General features: G+C 73.1%; 16 protein-coding genes. 9 read left to right on the top strand and 7 right to left on the bottom strand.

The window, feature by feature from the left end:
* Positions 1-34: 34 nt before the first annotated feature.
* Positions 35-1447, bottom strand: a complete 1413-nt coding sequence (locus ABZT03_RS22700; protein WP_356041998.1) for a M1 family metallopeptidase — start codon at positions 1445-1447, stop codon at positions 35-37.
* 176 nt (positions 1448-1623) lie between these two features.
* Here ABZT03_RS22700 and ABZT03_RS22695 point away from each other — a divergent pair, with 176 nt between their 5' ends.
* Positions 1624-1974, top strand: coding sequence for a DUF488 family protein (locus ABZT03_RS22695; protein ID WP_356041997.1), 351 nt, complete (start codon positions 1624-1626; stop codon positions 1972-1974).
* A gap of 22 nt (positions 1975-1996) precedes the next feature.
* On the opposite strand, the gene ABZT03_RS22690 is transcribed toward ABZT03_RS22695, so the two are convergent.
* Both ABZT03_RS22690 and ABZT03_RS22685 read right to left on the bottom strand, forming a co-directional pair.
* On the bottom strand, positions 1997-3670 hold the full coding sequence (locus tag ABZT03_RS22690; RefSeq protein ID WP_356041995.1) for an FAD-binding dehydrogenase: 1674 nt from the start codon (positions 3668-3670) through the stop codon (positions 1997-1999).
* 17 nt (positions 3671-3687) lie between these two features.
* Positions 3688-4314: a TetR/AcrR family transcriptional regulator gene (locus ABZT03_RS22685; protein WP_356041993.1), complete on the bottom strand. Its 627-nt coding sequence runs from the start codon at positions 4312-4314 to the stop codon at positions 3688-3690.
* A 133-nt stretch (positions 4315-4447) separates the two neighbouring features.
* On the opposite strand from ABZT03_RS22685, the gene ABZT03_RS22680 reads away from it, so the two are divergent.
* The 3 genes from ABZT03_RS22680 to ABZT03_RS22670 all read left to right on the top strand — a co-directional run bounded on the left by ABZT03_RS22680 (position 4448) and on the right by ABZT03_RS22670 (position 7210).
* On the top strand, positions 4448-5074 hold the full coding sequence (locus ABZT03_RS22680) for an alpha-ketoglutarate-dependent dioxygenase AlkB (RefSeq protein ID WP_356041990.1): 627 nt from the start codon (positions 4448-4450) through the stop codon (positions 5072-5074).
* Positions 5075-5198: 124 nt separating this feature from the next.
* Positions 5199-5945, top strand: a complete 747-nt coding sequence (locus ABZT03_RS22675; RefSeq protein WP_356041989.1) for an MBL fold metallo-hydrolase — start codon at positions 5199-5201, stop codon at positions 5943-5945.
* Between the two features lie 29 nt (positions 5946-5974).
* Entirely contained in the window at positions 5975-7210 is a 1236-nt protein-coding gene (locus ABZT03_RS22670) for a DUF4032 domain-containing protein (protein WP_356041988.1), read from the top strand.
* Between the two features lie 20 nt (positions 7211-7230).
* On the opposite strand, the gene ABZT03_RS22665 is transcribed toward ABZT03_RS22670, so the two are convergent.
* Positions 7231-8103: a universal stress protein gene (locus ABZT03_RS22665; RefSeq protein WP_356041987.1), complete on the bottom strand. Its 873-nt coding sequence runs from the start codon at positions 8101-8103 to the stop codon at positions 7231-7233.
* 61 nt (positions 8104-8164) lie between these two features.
* Here ABZT03_RS22665 and ABZT03_RS22660 point away from each other — a divergent pair, with 61 nt between their 5' ends.
* The 5 genes from ABZT03_RS22660 to ABZT03_RS22640 all read left to right on the top strand — a co-directional run bounded on the left by ABZT03_RS22660 (position 8165) and on the right by ABZT03_RS22640 (position 15142).
* Positions 8165-8518 carry a VOC family protein gene (locus ABZT03_RS22660; protein WP_356041986.1) on the top strand — a complete coding sequence of 118 codons (354 nt, stop codon included), beginning with the start codon at positions 8165-8167 and terminating at the stop codon, positions 8516-8518.
* Positions 8519-8644: 126 nt separating this feature from the next.
* Positions 8645-10321 (top strand): FAD-dependent oxidoreductase, encoded by a 1677-nt coding sequence (locus ABZT03_RS22655; RefSeq protein WP_356041985.1) that lies wholly within the window; start codon positions 8645-8647, stop codon positions 10319-10321.
* A complete protein-coding gene (locus ABZT03_RS22650) occupies positions 10318-11775 on the top strand; it encodes an ATP-binding protein (protein ID WP_356041984.1) in 1458 nt (485 codons plus the stop codon). Before ABZT03_RS22655 ends, ABZT03_RS22650 begins: the two co-directional genes overlap by 4 nt.
* Positions 11772-12122, top strand: coding sequence for a UBP-type zinc finger domain-containing protein (locus ABZT03_RS22645; RefSeq protein ID WP_356041982.1), 351 nt, complete (start codon positions 11772-11774; stop codon positions 12120-12122). Before ABZT03_RS22650 ends, ABZT03_RS22645 begins: the two co-directional genes overlap by 4 nt.
* Positions 12123-12184: 62 nt before the next feature.
* Entirely contained in the window at positions 12185-15142 is a 2958-nt protein-coding gene (locus tag ABZT03_RS22640) for an AAA family ATPase (protein ID WP_356041981.1), read from the top strand.
* Between the two features lie 42 nt (positions 15143-15184).
* Here ABZT03_RS22640 and ABZT03_RS22635 read toward each other — a convergent pair whose 3' ends face one another.
* Genes ABZT03_RS22635 through ABZT03_RS22625 form a run of 3 tightly spaced genes read right to left on the bottom strand, consistent with a single transcriptional unit; the run spans position 15185 to position 20649 of the window.
* Positions 15185-16393 (bottom strand): SGNH/GDSL hydrolase family protein, encoded by a 1209-nt coding sequence (locus ABZT03_RS22635; RefSeq protein ID WP_356041979.1) that lies wholly within the window; start codon positions 16391-16393, stop codon positions 15185-15187.
* On the bottom strand, positions 16390-18810 hold the full coding sequence (locus tag ABZT03_RS22630) for a glycoside hydrolase N-terminal domain-containing protein (RefSeq protein ID WP_356041977.1): 2421 nt from the start codon (positions 18808-18810) through the stop codon (positions 16390-16392). Before ABZT03_RS22630 ends, ABZT03_RS22635 begins: the two co-directional genes overlap by 4 nt.
* 21 nt (positions 18811-18831) lie before the next feature.
* Positions 18832-20649: a CBM35 domain-containing protein gene (locus ABZT03_RS22625; RefSeq protein WP_356041975.1), complete on the bottom strand. Its 1818-nt coding sequence runs from the start codon at positions 20647-20649 to the stop codon at positions 18832-18834.
* Between the last annotated feature and the right edge of the window lie 109 nt (positions 20650-20758).

The following is a 20758-nucleotide window of genomic DNA, read 5'->3' as shown; positions in this document are numbered from 1 at the left end:
CTTGACCGACGCATGTGAGGAACTCGTCAGGTCTTTACGGGGTGTTCGGCTTTCCCGCAACGTACAGCCAGGTGTGGAACAGGCTGTCGAGGTCCTGGCCCGACTCCCGCTCGGCGAGGCGGACGAACTGCGCGGTCGTGCCGTGGCCGTCGCGGTGACCGGTCGCCCAGGCCCGCAGGATGCGGTGGAACGCCTGGTCGCCGACGGCCTTGCGCAGTTCGTGCAGGGCCATCGCGCCGCGCGCGTACACGGGCGTGCCGAAGATGTTGGCGCCGCTGCCCGGGTTGCCGGGCGGGAACGCCCACAGGTCGTCACCTGCCGGACGCGCGTAGAGCTCGTCGAAGGACTTCTGCGCGCTGTCGCCGCCGTGCTGCTCGCTGTAGAGCCACTCGGCGTAGGTCGCGAAGCCCTCGTTGAGCCAGATGTCCTTCCAGGAGGTCAGCGAGACGGAGTCGCCGAACCACTGGTGGGCGCTCTCGTGGACGAGGGTGCTCAGGTCGGGCGCCGAGTCGTAGACGGGACGCGTCTGCGTCTCCAGCGCGTACCCGACGTCCGGGGCCTTGTCCACGATCGAGCCGGCGGCGCGGAACGGGTAGGGCCCGAAGATCTTGCTCTCCCACTTCAGGACGGAGGGCAGCTTCTTCAGCACGGGGGCGGCCGCGGCAGCCTCTCGCGGGTCGACGGCGTTGTAGACCTGGATGCCGTCGGCGGTGGTGTACCGCTCGACCTTGAACTTGCCGACCGTCGCGGTGGCCAGGTAGGCGGCCATGGGCTCCCGCTGGCGCCAGCGGAACGTCGTTTCGCCGTGCGCGGTCCTCGACCCGAGGTAGACGCCGTTGGCGACCGCGATGCGCCCCTTGGGCACGGTGAGGGTGAAGTCGTACGACGACTTGTCCAGCGGGTGGTTGTTCGCCGGGAACCAGGTCATCGCGCCCTGCGGCTCACCGGCGACGAAGGCCCCGTCGTCGGTGGGGATCCAGCCGTCGGCCGAGCCGTCCGGGTCGGTGACCGGCTTCGGGGTGCCCTTGTAGGTGACGGTGACCTTGAACGTCTGGCCCTTGCGCAGCGTGTGGCGCGGGGTGACGACGAGTTCCTGCCCGGAGCGCCGGTAGGCGGCCTCGGTGCGGCCGACCTTGAGGCCGGTGATCTTCAGCCCCTTGAAGTCCAGGTCGAAGCGGGTCAGTTCGCGGGTGGCGACCGCGGTCAGGACCGCCTTGCCGTCGAGGTGGCGGCCGGCCGGGTCGTAGCCGAGGGTGAGGTCGTAGTGCTCGACGTGGTACCCGCCGTTGCCCGCGAGCGGGAAGTACGGGTCACCGGCACCGGACGCGCCGATGGTGCCCGCCGCGGCGGGCCCGGCGGCCGCGAGCAGCGCCGCCAGGGCGACGGGGACGGTCACGACCACGGCCTCCCGGCGGAGGACGGCGGTACGTCTGAGGGCCTTCGTCACATGCGCTCCTGCGTCTTGGGGGGGTGGACAACCGCCCCAGCGTAGGGGCCACCCGGCTCGAAATCCCCCTCGAACAGGTCAAGTCGCGCCGTGTGACCCGCTGTGCACCGGCGTCTCACGGGCCCCGGCGGTACGCTCCCGGCACACCGCCGGACCTCGCAGAAAGGCCCCTGCCCGTGAGTGTGCGCGTGCGTCGCGTCTACGAACCGCCCGAGCCCGGCGACGGGGTGCGGGTCCTGGTCGACCGGCTGTGGCCGCGCGGCCTGTCGAAGGACGCGGCGCGGGTCGACGAGTGGCCCAAGGACCTGACGCCGTCGAGCGAACTGCGGCGCTGGTACCACACGGCCGAGGCGTCCTACGAGGAGTTCACCCGCCGCTACGAGGCGGAGCTGGCCCGCCCCGAGGCCGCCGAACTCCTGGACCGGCTGCGCGCGTCGGCGGACCGGGGTGCCGTGACGCTGCTGACCTCGGTCAGGACACCCGAGCACAGTCACGCGTCGGTGCTGGCCCGTCTCCTCCAGGCATGAGGAGACGGGCCGCCCGGCTCGCTCAGGCGGTCTGCCGGGCCGCGGCGCGGCCCGCCGCCCGGCCGGAGAACAGACAGCCGCCGAGGAAGGTGCCCTCCAGCGCGTTGTAACCGTGCACGCCGCCGCCGCCGAACCCGGCCACCTCACCGGCCGCGTACAGGCCCTCGATCGCCTGCCCGTCGGCGCCCAGGGCACGGGAGTCCAGGTCGGTCTGGATGCCGCCGAGCGTCTTGCGGGTCAGGACGTGCAGCCTGACGCCGATCAGCGGGCCGGCCGCCGGGTCGAGGATGCGGTGCGGGGCGGCGACCCGGCCGAGGCGGTCGCCGATGTAGCGGCGGGCGTTGCGGATGCCCTGGACCTGCGCGTCCTTGCTGTAGGCGTTGGTGATCTGGAGGTCGCGGGCCTCGATCTGACGGCGCACCCCGGCCGCGTCGAGGAGCGGCTTGTCCGTCAACCCGTTCATCTTCTCCACGAGTTGCTCCAGGTCGGGGGCCGTCACGAAGTCCGCGCCCTTGCGCAGGAAGGCGTCGACCGGTCCCGGCGCGCCCTTGCCTAGCACCCGCTCCCTGAGGAATCCGGCGCGGTCCTTGGCGGTGATGTCCGGGTTCTGCTCGGAGCCCGAGAGGGCGAACTCCTTCTCGATGATCTTCTGGGTGAGGATGAACCACGAGTGGTCGTGGCCGGCGATGTCCTCGGTGGTGCGCAGGTGTCTGAGGGTGCCGAGCGTGTCGTAGCCGGGCAGGCAGGGGTCGGGCAGCCGGCGGCCCAGGGCGTCGAACCACATGGAGGACGGGCCGGGCAGGATGCGGATGCCGTGGCCGGGCCAGATCGGGTCCCAGTTCTGCAGACCCTCGGTGTAGTGCCACATGCGGTCGCGGTTGACCAGCCGCACACCGGCCTCCGCGCTGATGTCGAGCATCCGCCCGTCGACGTACGCCGGGACGCCGGTGACCATCTCGGCGGGCGCGGTGCCCAGCCGTTCGGGCCAGTGGCGACGGACGATCTCGTGGTTGGCGCCGATGCCTCCGGTGGTGACGACGACGGCCTGCGCGGTGAGCTCGAAGTCGCCGACCCGGTCACGGCTGGAGGAGACGCCCCGCGCCGAGCCGTCCTCGGCCAGCAGGGTGCCGCGCACCCCGCGCGCCGTCCCGCCCTCGATGACGAGTTCGTCGACCTGGTGGCGGTGGTGGAAGGTGAGCAGCCCGTCGCGCGCGGCCTGGCGGGCGTAGCCGACGAACGGCTCCACGACGCCCGTGCCGGTGCCCCAGGCGACGTGGAAGCGGGGCACGGAGTTGCCGTGTCCGTCGGCGCGCAGGTCGCCGCGCTCGGCCCAGCCGACCGTGGGCAGGAACGAGATGCCGTGCCCGCCCAGCCATGAGCGCTTCTCCCCCGCCGCGAACTCGACGTAGGCGCGCGCCCAGCGGACCGCCCACGCGTCCTCGTCGTCGGTCCGGTCGAACCCGGCGCTGCCCTGCCAGTCGTTCCAGGCCAGGTCGAAGGAGTCCTTGATGCCGAGGCGGCGCTGTTCGGGGGTGTCGACGAGGAACAGCCCGCCGAAGGACCAGAACGCCTGTCCGCCGAGGTTGGCGGCGTTCTCCTGGTCCACCAGCGCGACCCTCCTGCCGCGGCTGGTCAGTTCGTGCGCGGCGACCAGGCCGGCGAGGCCGGCTCCGACGACGATGACGTCCGCATCCATGGCGACCGTTCCCTTCTTCATCCGGGGGTGCGACTGCCGTCGGTCAGCAGCGCGGTGAGCAGCTGACCGAGCCAGGCGCGAGCGCGCTCGACGTCCTTGTCCAGCAGCAGTTGGGTGGTGACTCCGTCGTACGCGGCGACCACCGCGTGGGCGGCGCCGTCGACGTCGCCGAGGACGGCGGGCAGTTCGGTGTGGCCGCGGGCCCGGGCGAGCCGGTCGGCGACCGCCTGCCGCAGTCGCTCCCGGTGCTCCAGCAGGGTCTGCGCCACGGCGGGGTCGCGGGCCGCGTGCACCAGGAAGTCCGTCTTCACCAGGAGCCAGTCGAGGTCGAGCAGGAGCACCTCGGTGACGCGGTCGACGGCGGCCGGCACGTCCAGTCCGGGGCCGTCCAGGGCGAGCGCGTCGGCCACCTGCCGGGCGATCAGGTCGGCCCGGTCCCGGTAGAGGGCGAAGAACAGCTCGTCCAGGCTGGCGAAGTTGGAGTAGAAGGCGCCTCTGCTGTAGCCGGCGGCCTCGCAGACCTCCTCGATGGAGACGCGGCCGAACCCCTTGGCCGCGAACACCTCGAACGCGGCGTCCAGCAGTCTGGCGCGGGTCTGGACCCGGCGCCTGGTCACGCGCGGGGTCGAGTCGTGCACCGCCATCGGCCGCCTCCGTTCGATACGTGAATGTATCCGATACACCAACGTATCCAAAGGGGCGGAACGAAACCGGCTTCCCCCGCCCGTCGCACGACATCGATGGAACATATTTTCGAATACGGAGTACGCTGGTCCCATGACCAGGCACCTCCAGGGCTCCCTCTTCGACCAGACGGACGAGCTGCGGCTGGGCTCCCTGCGCGGGACGCACCGGACCACGCTCGGCCGCGGCGCCTGGATCGACGTGCTGCCCGGCTGGCTCGGCGGCTCCGACACCCTGTTCGAACATCTGGCCGCCGAGGTTCCGTGGCGGGCCGAGCGCCGCACCATGTACGACCACGTGGTCGACGTACCGAGACTGCTCTCGTTCCACGGCGCGGACGACCCGCTGCCGCACCCCGTGCTGGACGAGGCCCGCGAGGCCCTGTCGGCGCACTACGCCGGGGAGCTGGGCGAGCCGTTCACCACGGCCGGGCTGTGCTACTACCGCGACGGCCGCGACAGCGTGGCCTGGCACGGCGACCGGATCGGGCGAGGCGCCCACCGGGACACCATGGTCGCGATCCTCTCGGTCGGCGCACCCCGTGACCTGCTGCTGCGGCCGGTGGGCGGCGGCGACACGGTCCGGCGCCCGCTCGGACACGGCGACCTCATCGTGATGGGCGGCTCCTGCCAGCGGACCTGGGAGCACTGCGTCCCCAAGTCCGGCCGCGCCGCCGGGCCGCGCATCAGCGTCCAGTTCCGCCCGCACGGCGTCCGCTGAGGCAGCGGGGCGGGCACGCGCCACCCCGCACACCCGCTGCCCGGGCGGACCCGCCGCGGTCGCGTCGCCGCCGATCTGCTTTGCTGAGCCCGTCGGGCAGGCACCTCACCACTCGGGGACGAACATGCAGACGGACGTGCGGCAGGTCGCCGACGGCACCTATCTGGTGCACGGCAGCAACACCAACTGGGTGATCCTCACCGAGGGCGACGCCGTGACCCTGGTCGACACCGGCTACCCGGGCGACCGGGAGCGGCTGCTCGCCTCCCTGACCGCGGTGGGCGGTTCGCCCGAGGCGGTCACCGCGGTGCTCGTCACCCACGCCCACAACGACCACCTGGGCTCCGCCGAGTACCTGCGCGCCGCCTACGGCACCCCCGTCTACCTGCACGAGGCAGAAGTACCGCACGCCCGCCGCGACTTCCTGCACCAGGTGTCCATCGGCACCGTCGTGAAGAACGGCTGGCGGCCCGGCGTCCTGCCGTGGGCCGTGCACGCGCTCCGCTCGGGCGGCACGACCGAGGTCCCGGTGACCGCCCCCGAGCCCCTCCCCTCGGCCGGCCCGCTCGACCTGCCCGGCCGGCCCGTACCGGTGCCCACGCCCGGTCACACCGACGGGCACTGCGCGTTCCACCTCCCCGGCACCGGCGTGGTGATCTCGGGCGACGCCCTGGTCAGCGGACACCCCACGTCCCGGCTGAAGGGACCGCAGCTGCTGCCCGACATGTTCCACCACGAGCGCGAACGCGCCGTGGACTCGCTGCGGGCGTTCGAGGACCTGGCCGGCGACATCATGCTGCCCGGGCACGGGCCGGTGCACCGGGGCTCCGTGCGGGAGGCAGCGGCCCTGGCGCGGGAGCGGGCGGTCTGAGCGCCGGACCCAGGCTCTAAGGTCGGGCCATGGCCCTGCAGATCAACGCGACCAACCCGGAGCACCCGGCGCTCCTGCTCGAACTGCCCTGGCAGCTGCCGCTGGAGGAGTGGCCCGAGGAATACCTCGTCCCGCTGCCGCGCGGCATCTCCCGCCACGTGGTGCGCTACGCCCGCGCCGGGGACGAGGTGATCGCCGTCAAGGAACTCGCGGAGCGGCCCGCCCTGCGCGAGTACGAGCTGCTGCGCGACCTGGACCGCCTCGGCATCCCCTCCGTCGACCCGCTGGCCGTGGTCACCGGCCGGGCCGACGGCGACGGCGAGCCGCTGGAGCCGGTGCTGATCACCCGGCACCTCGGCGGCTCGATGCCCTACCGCTCGATGTTCGAGACGACCATGCGCCCGGCGACCATGCACCGGCTGATGGACGCGCTCGCCGTGCTCCTGGTCCGGCTGCACCTGGCCGGGTTCGCGTGGGGCGACTGCTCGCTGTCCAACACCCTCTTCCGGCGGGACGCGGGCGCCTACGCGGCCTATCTCGTGGACGCCGAGACCGGCGACCTGCACCCGCAGCTGAGCACCGGGCAGCGGGAGTACGACCTCGATCTCGCCCGGGTGAACATCAGCGGCGAGCTGCTCGACCTGGAGGCCTCCGGGGCGCTGCACCCCTCGGTGGACCCGATCGAGTTCGGCATGGAGATCTGCGCCCGCTACGGGGCCCTGTGGGAGGAGCTGACCCGGGTCTCCGTCTACCCGGCCGGCAAGTACCACTACATCGAACGCCGCATCCGGCGCCTGAACGAGCTGGGTTTCGACGTCGCCGAGATGCAGATCGAGCACTCCCCCAACGGCGACACCGTCACCTTCGTGCCGAAGGTCGTCGACGCGGGCCACCACCAGCGCCAGCTGCTGCGGCTGACCGGCCTGGACACCGAGGAGAACCAGGCCCGGCGGCTGCTGAACGACCTGGAGAGCTGGATGGCCACCCAGGACGACTACGCCCCGGGCGACCCCCTCGCCGCCCGCCCGGAGGTGCTGGCCCACCGGTGGGTGCGGGACGTGTTCCGGCCCACCGTGCGCGCCGTGCCGCGGGAGCTGCGCGGCTCCATGGACTCCGCGGAGATCTACCACGAGCTCCTGGAGCACCGCTGGTACCTGTCGGAGCGGGCCCAGCACGACATCGCGCTCGACGCGGTCGTCGAGGACTACGTGCGCACCATCCTGCCCAAGGCGCGCGAGACGCTGGTGCCCACGACGCCGGAGTGACCCGCTCGCGCGGCGGCGGCTCAGCCGTGCGGGACCACGGCGACCGGGCAGCCCGCGTGGTGCAGCACGCCGTGCGCCACCGAACCGATCCGCGCCCCGACCGCGGTGCGGTGGGCGCGCCGGCCGACGACCATCAGCTGGGCCCGTCCGGCCAGCGACAGCAGGACCTGCCCGGCGCTGCCCATCTCCACGTGCTCGACCACCGCGACGTCCGGGAAGCGCTCCCGCCACGGCCGCAGCGCCGCGTCCAGCGCCTTCTTCTCGTACGGCTCCAGACCGCCGGCCTCGTCGAGGAGCTTGAGCGAGCCCGGGCTGTAGGCGAACACCGGGGGCAGGGTCCAGGCGCGCACCGCCCGGACGGTCGCGCCGCGGGCGGCGGCCGTCTCGAAGGCGAACCGCAGGGCCTCGGCGCTGTCCTCGGGCTCGCCCTGCTGGCCGACGACGATCTCCCGGCCGCCCGCCTCCGCGGCGGGGTCGTCCCCGGCGCGCACCAGGACGACGGGCCGGGCCGCCTCGGCGATCACCTGCTGTCCCACGGAACCCAGCAGGAAGCCGACGACCGGTCCGTGGCCGCGCGAGCCGAGCACCAGCACCTCGGACCCCGCGGCCGCGTCGACCAGCGCCTCGACGGGAGCACCCTCGACGACCTCGGTGGAGACGTCCAGCCCGGGGTGGTGACCGGTGACGGTCCTCGCGGCCCCGGCGAGCGTCTCCCGCACCCAGCCGGCCTCCGTGGCCGGATCCGCGGCGCCGATCGCCTCGTACGGCTCGAACTGCCAGGCGTGCACCACGCGCAGGGCGAGCCCGCGGCGGACCGCCTCCCTGGCCGCCCAGGCCAGCGCGGCCAGGCTCTCCTCGGTTCCGTCGACCCCTGCCGTGATCCGGCGCGTCATGCGGTGCCCTCCCTGTGTAGCGATCACTCGGTGCGGGACCAGTCTTCACTACGCTGGTGACATGACTCTTGAGTGGGAGCAGCTCGTCGTGGACGCGGCCGATCCCGGTGCCCTGGGGCGCTGGTGGGCCGAGGCGCTCGGGTGGGTGGTGGTGGGCGACCTCCCCGACGAGTTCGAGATCCGTCCCGCGCCGGACCGGCTGCCGGGCCTGCTGTTCGTGCCCGTCCCGGAGGCGAAGTCCGGCAAGAACCGCCTGCACCTCGACTTCCGGCCGCTCGACCAGGAGGCGGAGGTCGCCCGGCTGCTCGGCCTCGGCGCCCGCCGGGCCGACATCGGCCAGGGCGAGCAGCCCTGGGTGGTGCTCACCGACCCCGAGGGCAACGAGTTCTGCGTCCTCGGGCCGCGCCGCGCCTGAGCCCCGGGCAGGCCGCGGGGTATGTCCGAGCGGTTCGCGGCGATCGAACATACGATGGGCGGGAACCAGCGCGGCGGGGACGGGGACACACCGCGCCGCGCATCCGACCGCTCGGGGTGGAGACGTATGGCACAGGCCGCGGACGCAGCGCGGACCGTCATCATGACGGTGGACGACGACCCGGGAGTCTCCCGCGCCGTCGCCCGGGACCTGCGGCGGCGCTACGGCGAGTCGTACCGCATCGTGCGCGCGGAGTCCGGCGAGTCCGCGCTGGACGCGCTGCGCGAGCTGAAGCTGCGCGGCGACCAGGTGGCGGTGCTCCTCGCCGACTACCGGATGCCCCAGATGAACGGCATCGAGTTCCTCGAACAGGCCCTGGACGTGTACCCGGGCGCCCGTCGGGTCCTGCTCACCGCCTACGCGGACACGAACGCGGCGATCGACGCGATCAACGTGGTCGACCTCGACCACTACCTGCTCAAGCCCTGGGATCCGCCGGAGGAGAAGCTCTACCCGGTCCTGGACGACCTGCTGGAGGCCTGGCGGTGCAGTGACCAGCGGGCGGTGCCCAGCACCAAGGTCGTCGGGCACCGCTGGTCGGCCCGGTCCTCGGACGTACGGGAGTTCCTGGCCCGCAACCAGGTGCCCTACCGCTGGTACTCGGCCGACGAACCGGAGGGCCGGCGGCTGCTGGCGGCCGCCGGCGCCGACGGGCAGCGGCTGCCGCTGGTGGTCACCCCGGACGGCACGCCCCTGCTGGAGCCGGAGGCGCCCGAGCTGGCCGCCCGGGTGGGTCTGGCGACGACACCGACGGCCGACTTCTACGACCTCGTGGTCATCGGCGGCGGCCCGGCGGGACTCGGCGCCGCCGTGTACGGGGCCTCCGAGGGACTGCGGACCGTGCTCGTGGAGCGGTCGGCGACGGGCGGGCAGGCGGGCCAGAGCTCGCGGATCGAGAACTACCTCGGCTTCCCGGACGGCGTCTCCGGCGCGCAGCTCACCGACCGGGCCCGGCGCCAGGCCGGCAAGTTCGGCGCCGAGGTCCTCACCGCGCGCGAGGTGACGGGCCTGGAGGCCAACGGGGCCGCCCGGACCGTGCGCTTCTCCGACGGCTCGGCGATCGCCGCACACAGCGTGATCCTGGCGACCGGCGTGTCCTACCGGCAGCTGGACGCGCCCGGCGCGGACGATCTGTCGGGCTGCGGGGTCTACTACGGCTCGGCACTCACCGAGGCGGCGTCCTGCCAGGGCCACGACGTGTACATCGTCGGCGGCGCCAACTCCGCGGGACAGGCGGCGATGTACCTGGCCAGGGGCGCCAAGTCGGTGACCCTTCTGGTGCGCGGGCCCTCGCTGACCGCGTCGATGTCGTACTACCTGATCCAGCAGATCAACGAGGCGCCCAACATCACCGTGCGCTGCGGCACCGTGGTGGACGCCGTGCACGGGCCCGACCACCTGGAGCAGCTGACCCTGCGCGACGTGGAGAGCGGGCAGAGCGAACTCGTCGACGCGCAGTGGCTGTTCGTGTTCATCGGCGCGGCCCCGCTGACCGACTGGCTCGACGGCACGGTGCTGCGCGACGCCAACGGGTTCATCCTGGCCGGGCCGGACCTCACCCCCGACGGACGGCCGCCCGAGGACTGGGAGCTGGACCGGCCGCCCTACCACCTGGAGACGAACATTCCCGGCGTGTTCGTCGCGGGAGACGCCCGCGCGGAGTCCGCCAAGCGGGTCGCGTCCGCCGTCGGAGAGGGAGCCATGGCCGTGATGCTCGTCCACCGTTACCTGGAGCAGTCGTGAGCGGCGAGTGCGTACCGTGCAGCCCCCAGGAGATCGGGGCGCTGTTCCTGTTCGAGAAGCTGTCCCCCGAGCAGCTCGGGCGGCTGTGCGGCGAGGGGCGGGTGGAGCTGTTCGAGCCCGGACCGGTCTACACCGAGGGTGAGCCGGCGACCTGCTTCTACGTCATGATCGAGGGCACGGTCGTGCTGTCCCGCCGGGTCGGCGCAGACGACGTGGAGGTCTCCCGGACCTCCCAGAGCGGCGTGTACTCCGGCGCCATGCAGGCGTACCTGGGCGACCGGGTGATGCAGGTCTACAACAACTCGATGCGGGTCACGGAACCCACCCGGTTCTTCGTGCTGCCCTCGGACGTCTTCGCGAACATCATGCGGGAGTGGTTCCCGATGGCGGTGCATCTGCTGGAGGGGCTCTTCTTCGGTTCGAAGAGCACCCAGCGGGCCGTCGGGCAGCGCGAACGGCTGCTGGCGCTGGGCTCGTTGTCGGCCGGACTCACGCACGAGCTGAACAACCCCGCGGCGGCCGCCGTCCGGGCCACCGCCACCCTGCGCGAGCGGGTGGGCAAGATGCGGCACAAGCTCGCCGTCATCTCCTCCGGCCCCTTCCCGCGGGAGGTGCTGGCCAACCTGATCGAGATCCAGGAACGCACCGCCGAACGCGTGGCGAAGGCGCCGGTGCTGACCCCGCTGGAGGCCTCGGACCGGGAGGACGCGGTCGGCGACTGGCTGGAGGACCACGACATCCCCGAGGGCTGGCGGATCGCCCCCACCTTCGTCCAGGCCGGGCTCGACCTGGACTGGCTGGACCAGGTCGCTGCGGCCGTGGACCCGGAGATCCTCCCGAGCGCGATCGGCTGGCTCAACTACACCGTCGAGACCGAGCTGTTGATGGACGAGATCGAGGACTCCACCACCCGCATCTCGCACCTCGTCGACGCCGCCAAGCAGTACTCCCAGCTCGACCGGGCGCCCTTCCGGCACGCCGACGTCCACGAACTCCTCGACAGCACCCTGCTGATGCTCTCGGGGAAGACCGGCCGGCAGATCAAGGTCGTCAAGGACTACGACCGTACGCTGCCGAAGATCCCGGCCTACCCGGCGGAGCTCAACCAGGTGTGGACCAACCTGATCGACAACGCCGTCTCCGCCATCAACAGCAGCGGCGGCGAGGGCACGTTGACCGTGCGGACGGCGCTGGTCGGCGAGCAGTTGCTGGTCGAGTTCCGCGACACCGGACCCGGGGTGCCCGCGGAGATCCGCGGCCGGATCTTCGACCCCTTCTTCACGACCAAACCGGTGGGCGAGGGCACCGGGCTGGGCCTGGACATCTCCTGGCGGATCGTCGTCAACAAGCACCACGGCAGCCTCCAGGTCGAGTCCGAGCCGGGCGACACCCGTTTCCAGGTCCTTCTTCCCCTCACCGCAGCCGAGAGCGACACGCCAGAGGAGCCCGCATGACCAGCGAGACCGCCATCGACCCCACCGTCCCGCCGAGCGGCGCAGGCTGCCTCGACTGCGACGCGGCCGGCGGGTGGTGGTTCCACCTGCGGCGCTGCGCGGCCTGCGGTCACGTCGGCTGCTGCGACTCCTCCCCCTCCCAGCACGCCACCGCCCACTTCAAGGCCACCGGCCACCCGGTGGTCTCCAGCTTCGAGCCGGGCGAGGACTGGTTCTGGGACTACTCCGCCAACGAGATGTACGAGTCCGGCCCCGACCTCGCCCCGCCCGTCAGCCACCCCGAGGACCAGCCGGCGCCCGGCCCCGCCGGGCGGGTACCGGCGGACTGGACGCGGTCCCTGCACTGAGCCGCCCGGCAACGGGCCCAGGTCACGGGCCCGTTGCCGCTCCCGCGTGCCAGGATGACCCCGTGTCGCAGATCCCGTTCACCACTCCGCTCATCGGCCGGCGGGACGAACTCGCCCACCTCGCCGGTGTGCTGGAGCGTGCCCGGGCCGGTGAGGCCCGCGCCGTCCTGCTCGCCGGGGACGCCGGCGTCGGCAAGACCCGGATGCTCGACGAGGTCGCCGGACGGGCAGCGCGGGCGGGCATGACCGTGCTCACCGGGCACTGCGTCGACCTCGGTGACGTCGGTCTGCCGTACCTGCCGTTCACCGAGATCCTCGGTGTGCTCGCCGCCGACGACCGGTTCACGGACGCCCTCGCCGCGCACCCGGTGGTGGACCGGCTGCTGGGCGCGGGCACCGACACCGCCCGGGACGTGGGCGGACGGCTCAGGCTGTTCGAGGGCATGGCCGGACTGCTGGCCGGCCTGGCGGACGTCGCGCCGCTGCTGCTCGTCCTGGAGGACCTGCACTGGGCCGACCAGTCCTCCCGCGACCTGCTGCGCTTCCTGCTCAGCCGGGGCATCCTCCAGCGGTCGGCGGGTGGCGCGCCCACTCACCGGCTCGCGGTGCTGGCGTCCTACCGCGCGGACGACCTGCACCGCCGGCACCCGCTGCGACCGCTGCTGGCCGAGCTGGTGCGGCTGCCCGCCGTCGAACGGCTGGAACTGCGCCCGATGGCCGACGCCGAGGTGACCCGGCTGGTGCGCGCCCTCGAGGACCGCCCGCTGCCGGACACCACGGTCCGGCGGATCGTCGAGCGCGCCGAGGGCAACGCCTTCTACGCCGAGGAACTGCTCGCGGCGACCGACCCGGAGGCGGGCGGGGTGCCCAGCGGCCTGGCCGACGTCCTGCTGATCCGCTTCGAGCAGCTGTCCGACACCGCCCAGCAGGTGCTGCGCACGGCGGCCGTCGCCGGGCGCCGTGTCGAGCACGACCTGCTGCGGGACGCCGTCGGCCTGCCCGAGGAGGAGCTGGAGGCGGCGCTGCGCGAGGCGCTGGGCCGCCAACTGCTGGTGCCGGGCGGCTCGGACACCTACTCCTTCCGCCACGCCCTGGCCCGCGAGGCGGTGTACGCCGACCTGCTCCCGGGCGAACGGGCCCGGCTGCACGGCGCGTTCGCCCGGCTGCTCGCCGGCCGCGGCCACCCGGCGGAGAGCGCGGCGGAGCGCGCCCACCACTACCGCGAGAGCCACGACCTGACCGAGGCGCTGGCCGCCTCCCTGGAGGCCGCCGACCACGCCCAGGGGGTGGGCGCGCCCGCCGAGGAGCTGCGCCACCTGGAGACGGCCCTCGACCTGTGGTCGGCGGTGGAACCGGCCGCGCGGCCCGCGGGCGCCGACAGCGTGACGCTCACCCTGCGGGCCTCGGCCGCCGCCGCGCACGCCGGTGAGGCGCACCGGGCGGTGTCCCTGACCCGTTCCGCGCTCGCCGGCATCGGCCGCGACACCGACTCCGAACTCGCCGCCCGGGTCCGTTACACGCTCGCCGGGAACCTGATGAGCGTAGACAGCCAGACGGCGGCGTTCGCCTACAGCAGCGAGGCGCTCGCCATGATCCCCGCCGAGCCTCCGTCGCGGACCTGGGTGTGGGCCGCGGCCACGCACGTCCTGGCGGCGCGCCAGGTCGGTGACGACGAGACCGCGCTGCGGGTGGCCCGGCAGGCCCTGGTCGTCGCCGAGCGGCTGCGGCTCACGGACGCGCAGGCGGATCTGCTCATCTCGCTGGCCCGGATCGAGGAGGGCGGCCGCCGCACCCCGGAGGGCCTCCGGCGGCTGCGGGAGGCCAGGGAACTGGCCCGCCGTTCGGGCAACGCGCCGGTGGAGATGCGCGCCCTGTTCAGCATCGCGATCGGCTGCTTCGAGTCCGGTGACCTCGACGCCTGTCTGCCCTGGCTGACCGAGGGGCTGGACCGGGCCCGCCGCGCCGGGCTGCTGTCCTCGCCGTACCCGCTGGAGATGCGGTATCTGCGGCTGCTGGTGCTGTACACGCTGGGCCGCTGGGACGAGTGCCTGCGCGCCGCCGCCGACGACGCCGAGGTGCTGCCCGCGGCGGCCGGATACACGGCCGGGCCAGCGCTGTACGTCGCGTCGGCGCGCGGTGACGGCACCGTCGTGGACCGCGCCCGCACGCTGCTGGAGGGCCGGTTCGACTGGATGGGGACGCTGGTCTCGGGCATCGTCCTGACCGACGACGCGGCGCTGCGGGGGGACGCGGAGGCGGCCGTGGAGCGGATGCGGTCGACCGTCGCCGCCCTCACCGACGACGCCGGCCGTCCGCCCGACGTCACGGTCCGGCTCGCCGCCCTGGCCCTGTCCGCGGTCGCCGACCGGGCCGCCGACCTGCGCCTGGGGGGTGACGAGCCGGGGGCCCGCCGCTGGGCGGAGACGGCGACCGAACTGGTGACGTCCGCGCGGGCCGTCGCCTCGCGCGGCGGCGACGGCAATGCGCAGGGTCCGGAGGGGCAGGCGTGGCTGGCGCGTGCGGAGGCGGAGTGGACGCGGGCGCTGTCCGGGCCGGACCCGGAGGTCTGGGCCGGGGCCGTCGCCGCCTTCGACTACGGCGAGGACTACGAGCGGGCGCGCTGCCGACTGCGGTTCGCCGAGGCCCTGTTGACGGCCGAGCGGCGCACGGAGGCGGCCGCCGAGGCGGGCGCGGCCCGGGAGACGGCGGTCCGGCTGGGTGCCACTCCCCTGCTGGAGCGGGCCGACGCCCTGATCCGCCGGGGCCGCCTGACGCGGCCCGGCCCACCCGCCGGGGACCGCGCTCCGGCGCTCACCGCCCGCGAGCAGGACGTGCTGCGGCTCCTCGCGCGGGGCCGCAGCAACCGGCAGATCGGCGAGGAGCTGTTCATCAGCGGCAAGACGGCGAGCGTGCACGTCTCGAACATCCTCGCCAAGCTGGGCGCCGCGAGCCGCACGGAGGCGGCCGCGATCGCCCACCGGGACGGGCTGGTCGCGCCGGAGAGGACGACCTCCCCGTGACGCCGGCCCGTCGCCGGACCGGCCGCCGGGGCGCCCGTCCGGTCAGCGGCGTCCGCCGCAGTCGAGGCTCGTGAGGTCGACGGCGTCGGCCATGGCCTGCATCCCCTTGTCGTTGGGGTGCAGATGGTCGCCGCCGTCGAAGACGGGCAGGATCCGTTCGGGGTCGTAGGGGCTGCGCAGGACGTGGTCGAAGTCGGTGACGGCGTCGAACTCCCCGCCGTCCCTGACGAACGCGTTGACGTCCCGGCGCACCGCCTCGGCGGCCGGGTCCCACTCCGACCAGCCCCTGAAGGGACCGACGGTCGCGCCGACCACGCACTTGCCGGCCGCGTGCGCCCGTTCGACGATCTCCCGGTAGCCGGCGATCAGGTCCTGGGCGGTGACACCGGTGTGGGCCTTGATGTCGTTGACGCCCTCGAAGAGGAACACGGTGCGCACGCCCGGCTGGGACAGGACGTCCTGGTCGAGGCGGTGCAGGGCGCCGCGGCCCGCGCCGTCCGCGAGGACCTTGTTGCCGGAGATCCCCTCGTTGCCCACACCCCTGACCGTCGTGCCCCCCGCCGTGCGCAGCCGGCGGGCCAGATAGTCGGGCCAGCGGCGGTTCAGGTCGCCGCTGGACTGCCAGCCGTCCGTGATGGAGTCGCCGAGCGCGACGACGGCGCCGGTGCGCGCGCCGGCCCGGACGGAGACGGCGTCCAGGTAGAACCAGGAGCCGACGGCCTGGGTCCAGTGGGCACCGTCCTCCTCCGCGGTGTGGTCGCCCTGTGTCGTGTACGACGTCTGCATGGCCATGCCGTGTCCGGTGGCCGGGCCCGCCGCGTCGGGTGAGTGGATGCTGACGACCAGGTCGGCCGCCGCGGCCAGCCGTCCGGTCAGCGGGTCGCTGAGGACCGTCGTGCCGGCCGGGACGGTCACCGAGCGCCCGCCGTGGAAGGTCAGCCGCCGGTTGCTGCCGGGGACGAGAGCGGCGCCGTCCTGCCGGAGACCGGCGTAGACGCTGTCGAACGTCACGGGCCGGTCGCCGAAGACGTTGGAGAGCTGGATCCGCAGGTCGCTGCCGCCGACGCTGGTGCGCACGATCATGCGGTAGCCGCGGTCGGCGACGCCGTCGCCCAGGCGGTCCGCGCTCGCGCTCCAGGTGAGGACACCGTCCGGCGGGCCCTCCGCGGCCGGCGCGGGGGCGGTCTGGAGGACGGCCGCCGTAAGGACGACGACCAGCAGCCGGCAGGCGCGTGCCCAGCCGCCGGTCACCGGTCGAGGCCCTTCAGGGTGACGGACGCGCCGGGCCGCAGGGTCACCGTGCGGGAGGTGTGTCCGTGGGCGACGGTGGTGGTCCGGCCGCCCACGCTGCGCAGCCGTATCCCGGTCGGTTTCCCGTCCTTCCAGCGCAGGTCCAGGACGAAGCCGCCGCGTACGCCGACGCCGCTGACCGAGCCCGCCGCCGACCAGGCGTCGGGGAGGGCGGGCAGGAGTTCCAGGTGGCCCGGGCGGGAGTACACGAGCATCTCGACCACCGCGGCCGGGGTGCCGAAGTTGGCGTCGATCTGGAAGATGCCGCGGCCCTCGTCCACCTCGTAGATGTCGAAGAGGTTGGGTGCCGTGCCGTTGCTGCCGCCGGCCGAGGGGCGCAGATTCCTGACGACCAGCCGGTAGGCGTTCTCGGCGTTCTTGAGGCGGGCCCAGCACAGGCTCCGCCAGGCGTTGGCCCAGCCGAAGCTCTCCGTGCCGCGCGCGGTGAGCAGGGCGGTGGCGCCCTCGACGATCTCCTTCGGGGTGGAGCCGTCGGGGCGGATGCGGTCGCCGGGGAACAGCCCGACCAGCGGGGACAGGTGCCGGTGGGTGGTCTCGCCGAGGTTGTCCGGCGACATCCACTCCTCCAGCCAGCCGGTCTTCGGGCTCACCTGAGGCAGGTACAGCCGCTTGCGCAGGCCGGCGATCGTCTCCGCGTGGCCGGTGTCCCGCTTCAGCCGGGCGGACGCGGTGCAGTAGCTGCCGAACAGCGCCCACACCAGTTCCTGCGCGTAGGTGATGCCCTTGGCGTCGAGGGGGCCGTGTTCGGGTGACCAGTCGCTGTCGGCGATGAGCACCTCCTTCGACGTGCCGGGGAGGGTCGTGGTGAGCAGCCGCGCCTCCCAGAACTCGCAGGCACCCTTGAGGAGCGGGTAGATCTTCTCCAGGTGGGCGGCCGACTGTGTGTACTCGTAGTGCTCCCACAGACTGGCGCACAGCCAGGCGTTGCCGGCGGGATGCCACCACCAGCCGCCTCCGCCCCAGGGGTTGGTGGAGATGGCGACGGTCCAGCCGGCGATCTTCCCGGTGGAGTTGCGGTAGCGGTTGCGCGGGTCGTTGAAGTGGGCGCGGGTGAGCGCGGTCCAGGACGGGAGCTGGGCGAGGCAGTAGTCGGTGAGCGCGTCGAAGCAGGTGGACAGCCCGGCCCGGTCGGCCATCCAGTAGTTCATCTGGAGGTTGATGTCGGTGTGGTAGTCGCCCATCCAGTCCGGGTCGTTGCCGTCGAGCCACAGTCCCTGGAGGTTCAGCGGGAGGCTGCCACGGGATCCGGCGATCATCAGGTAGCGGCCGAACTGGACGTGCGCGGCCTCCAGTTCGGGGTCGGGTTCGCCGTCCCGGGCCCGTGCGTTCAGTCGCTCCCAGGTGTCCAGGGAGCGCTGGTCGGCGGACGAGGTGCCGAGGGAGATGTCGAACTGCCGGTACAGGGCGCTGTGATCGGCGACGTGCGTACGCAGCAGGGTGTCCGCCGCGTGGGCGGCGGCGTCGCGGACCTTGGTGCGGGCCAGGCGCTGGGGGTCCAGGGCCGGGTCGCGGTAGTGCTTGGCCGCGTCCGGCGCGTAGTTGGTGCCCCCACTCACCACCACGGTGAGGTCCCGGCATCCGGTGAAGGCGACGTGCGAGCCGCGGACGGTGACGCTGCCGCCGGTGCCGTACGCGGCGACGGCTGCCCCGTACTTCAGGCCGTTGGGGAAGGCGCCGCCGAACGACAGCCGACCGGAGGTGGTTTCGCCGTGGGTGCCCTCCAGGGCGACGGTGCCGGTGTAGTGGCCGCCGCCGCTCTGGGTGAAGTGCAGGACGATCACGTCGTCGGGGCGGCTGGCGAAGACGCTGCGCCGGTAGGTGATGCCGGAGCGGACGTAGGACGTGCTCACCACGCCCTGGGCGAGGTCGAGGGTGCGGCGGTAGCCGGAGACGGCGGACAGGTCGTGGTCGGGGATGTCCACGGTGAGCCGGCCGAGCAGCGTGAACGAGCCGAAGTCGGCGCGACTGTACGGGAATTGGCCGTCGGCGTCGAGTGTGTCGTTGAGGCCGCCGGTCCACATCGTGGCGTCGGTGAGCAGCAGGAGCTCACGGCCGGGGTCGTTGCTCGCGAGGGCGCCGAGCCGGCCGTTGCCGACGGGCAGCCCCTGTTCGATCATCGAGTGGTCGTCGGCGGGAGCCTGCCACCACAGCCGGTCGCGTGAACCGGCCGCGGGGGCGGGCGGGCCGGCCGGTCGCCGGGGCGCGGCCGACGCGGTGAAGGCGGGCAGGGCGGTGAGGGCACCGGTGGCCGCGGCGAGGGCGAGCAGGCCGCGCCTGCGCAGGCCGTCCGAGGGGTGATGGCCGCCCGAGGGGTGATGGCCATCCGAGGGGTGACGGTCCGAGGGGTCGAGATCCATGGCGGGCTCCTGGAGAATCGGTCAGGACGACTTGGGGACGTCGATCCGGTCGATGTCCGGCGCGTAGCCCGAACCGCTGTCGAAGGTGACGGTGTTGGTGCCCGCCTTCAGCGTCACCGGGACACTGACCGCGCCGGTGGTCCCCCAGTCCCCGGTGGCGGGGAACTTGTGCCGGGTGGCCCCGCCGCCGTTCGCGGAGACGTCGGCCGAGCGGGCGTCACCGCTGATGTAGGCGACCTTCACCTGGTAGGTCCCCGCCTTGTCGACGACGACCTTGTTGACGGTGAGCTTGCCGCCGAGGTAGAGGTTGCCGACCTTGCGGCCGTCGGAGCAGGCGGAGCAGTCGGAGACGGAGGCGTTGCCGCTGAGGGTGTTGGCCGCGGACTCGGCCTCGTAGGCGGTCCAGGTGAGCGCACCGCCGCGCGGGGTGACGGTGAACAGGCGGGAGCCGTGGGCGGGCAGGGCCTGGGTCACCTTGCCGTCGTGGCTGCCGAGGTTCTCGTGGTTCCACAGGTCACGGACGGCCGCCTTGCCGGTGAAGCCGAGGGACGCCCACCGGGCGGTGACGGAGGCGGGGGCGTCGGCGAGGTTGAACAAGGCGACGGTGTAGGTGCCGTCGGGGTTCCCGGCGGCCCACACCTGCTGGGCGTCGGACGGGGTGACCGGGCGTGCGGGCAGGGTGTCGCCCTGGTTGACGGCGATGACCTCGCGGTTGGTCAGCAGCGACAGGCCGTAGGAGTCGAGGCGGGTGAGGTCGTCGCCGGTGTACAGCGGGGACTTCGCGATGGCCCACAGGGTGGCGTAGCTCTGCCGCTCGGCCTTGGTGAGGCCGTCCATGGCGCCGTTGCCGACGTCGAGCGAGTCGAGGTCGTTCCAGCCGCCGGGGCCGGCGTGGCGGGTCCAGGCCGGGGTGTCGTCCCAGCGGTCGTCGACGGAGTTCTCCCAGCTGACCAGCGTGTTGCAGTAGCACTCGACGTCGGTGTCTATGCGCCATCCGTTGGAGTACTTCTTCCAGTCGGCGGCGTGTCCGATGTCCAGGGACCAGGACACCTCCAGGTGGACCGGGCGGCCGGTGGCGGCGATCGCGCGGTGCCAGGCGGCCACGTCGGCAACGTTGTCGTACTGGTCGCCGCTCTTGCCGGAGCCGGGTCCGACACCGTCGAGCTTGAGGAAGTCGTAGCCCCAGCCGGCTATCAGCCGCGCCTGGGAGTCGACGTACTTCTCGGCGCAGGGGCGGGTGAAGTCCAGCTTGTAGGAGCTGTCCCAGCCGTTGGTGGTGCGCAGGTCGCCGTAGACGATGTCGGCGGTGGTGCAGCCGTCGGCGCCCTGGACGGGGATCTTGCCGTCGCCGTACGCCTCCTTCTCCAGACCGGCGGGCAGGTAGATGCCGGCCTTGAGGCCCTTGGCGTGGATGCGGTCGGCGACGGCCTTCATGCCGCTGGGGAAGCGCTGCGGGTCGGCCTCCTGGCGGCCGTACTGGTCGAAGTGCGGTTTCCAGGTCTGGTCGCGCCACCAGCCGGCGTCGATGTTGACGTACTCGTAGCCGAAGTTCTTCAGCTTGGCGGCGAGGGCGTCGGTCTGCTTGAGGACGTTCGCCTGGGTGAGGTAGCTGTAGTCGCCGTCCGGGTTGAGGCCCGGGTACTTCGAGGACTGCATGCTCCAGCTCGACCAGCCCATGTAGGGCTTGGCCGCGAGAGCGGGAGCAGCGGTCCGGGCGGAGGGGCCGGTGGTGCCGGCGTGGGCGGCGGGGACGGCGGTGGCGACGCCTGCGGTGAGGGCCAGGACCACCACGGCTCTCAGGGCTCGTGCGGGCAGGACGGAGTACGAGGGTGACCGCATGGGTCTGCCTCCTGGGTTCGGTCGTGCGGGCGGGTACGGATCGAAGGTCTGCGGTTCGGCGGACTGCGGTTCAGGGGCTGCGGTTCAGCGGTCTGTGGCTCGGTGACTG

The organism is Streptomyces sp. NPDC005574 (assembly GCF_040605435.1).
GTDB lineage: Bacteria > Actinomycetota > Actinomycetes > Streptomycetales > Streptomycetaceae > Streptomyces.
The sequence above is the reverse complement of the archived record's forward strand: the minus strand, read 5'-3'. Positions and strand labels throughout refer to the sequence as shown.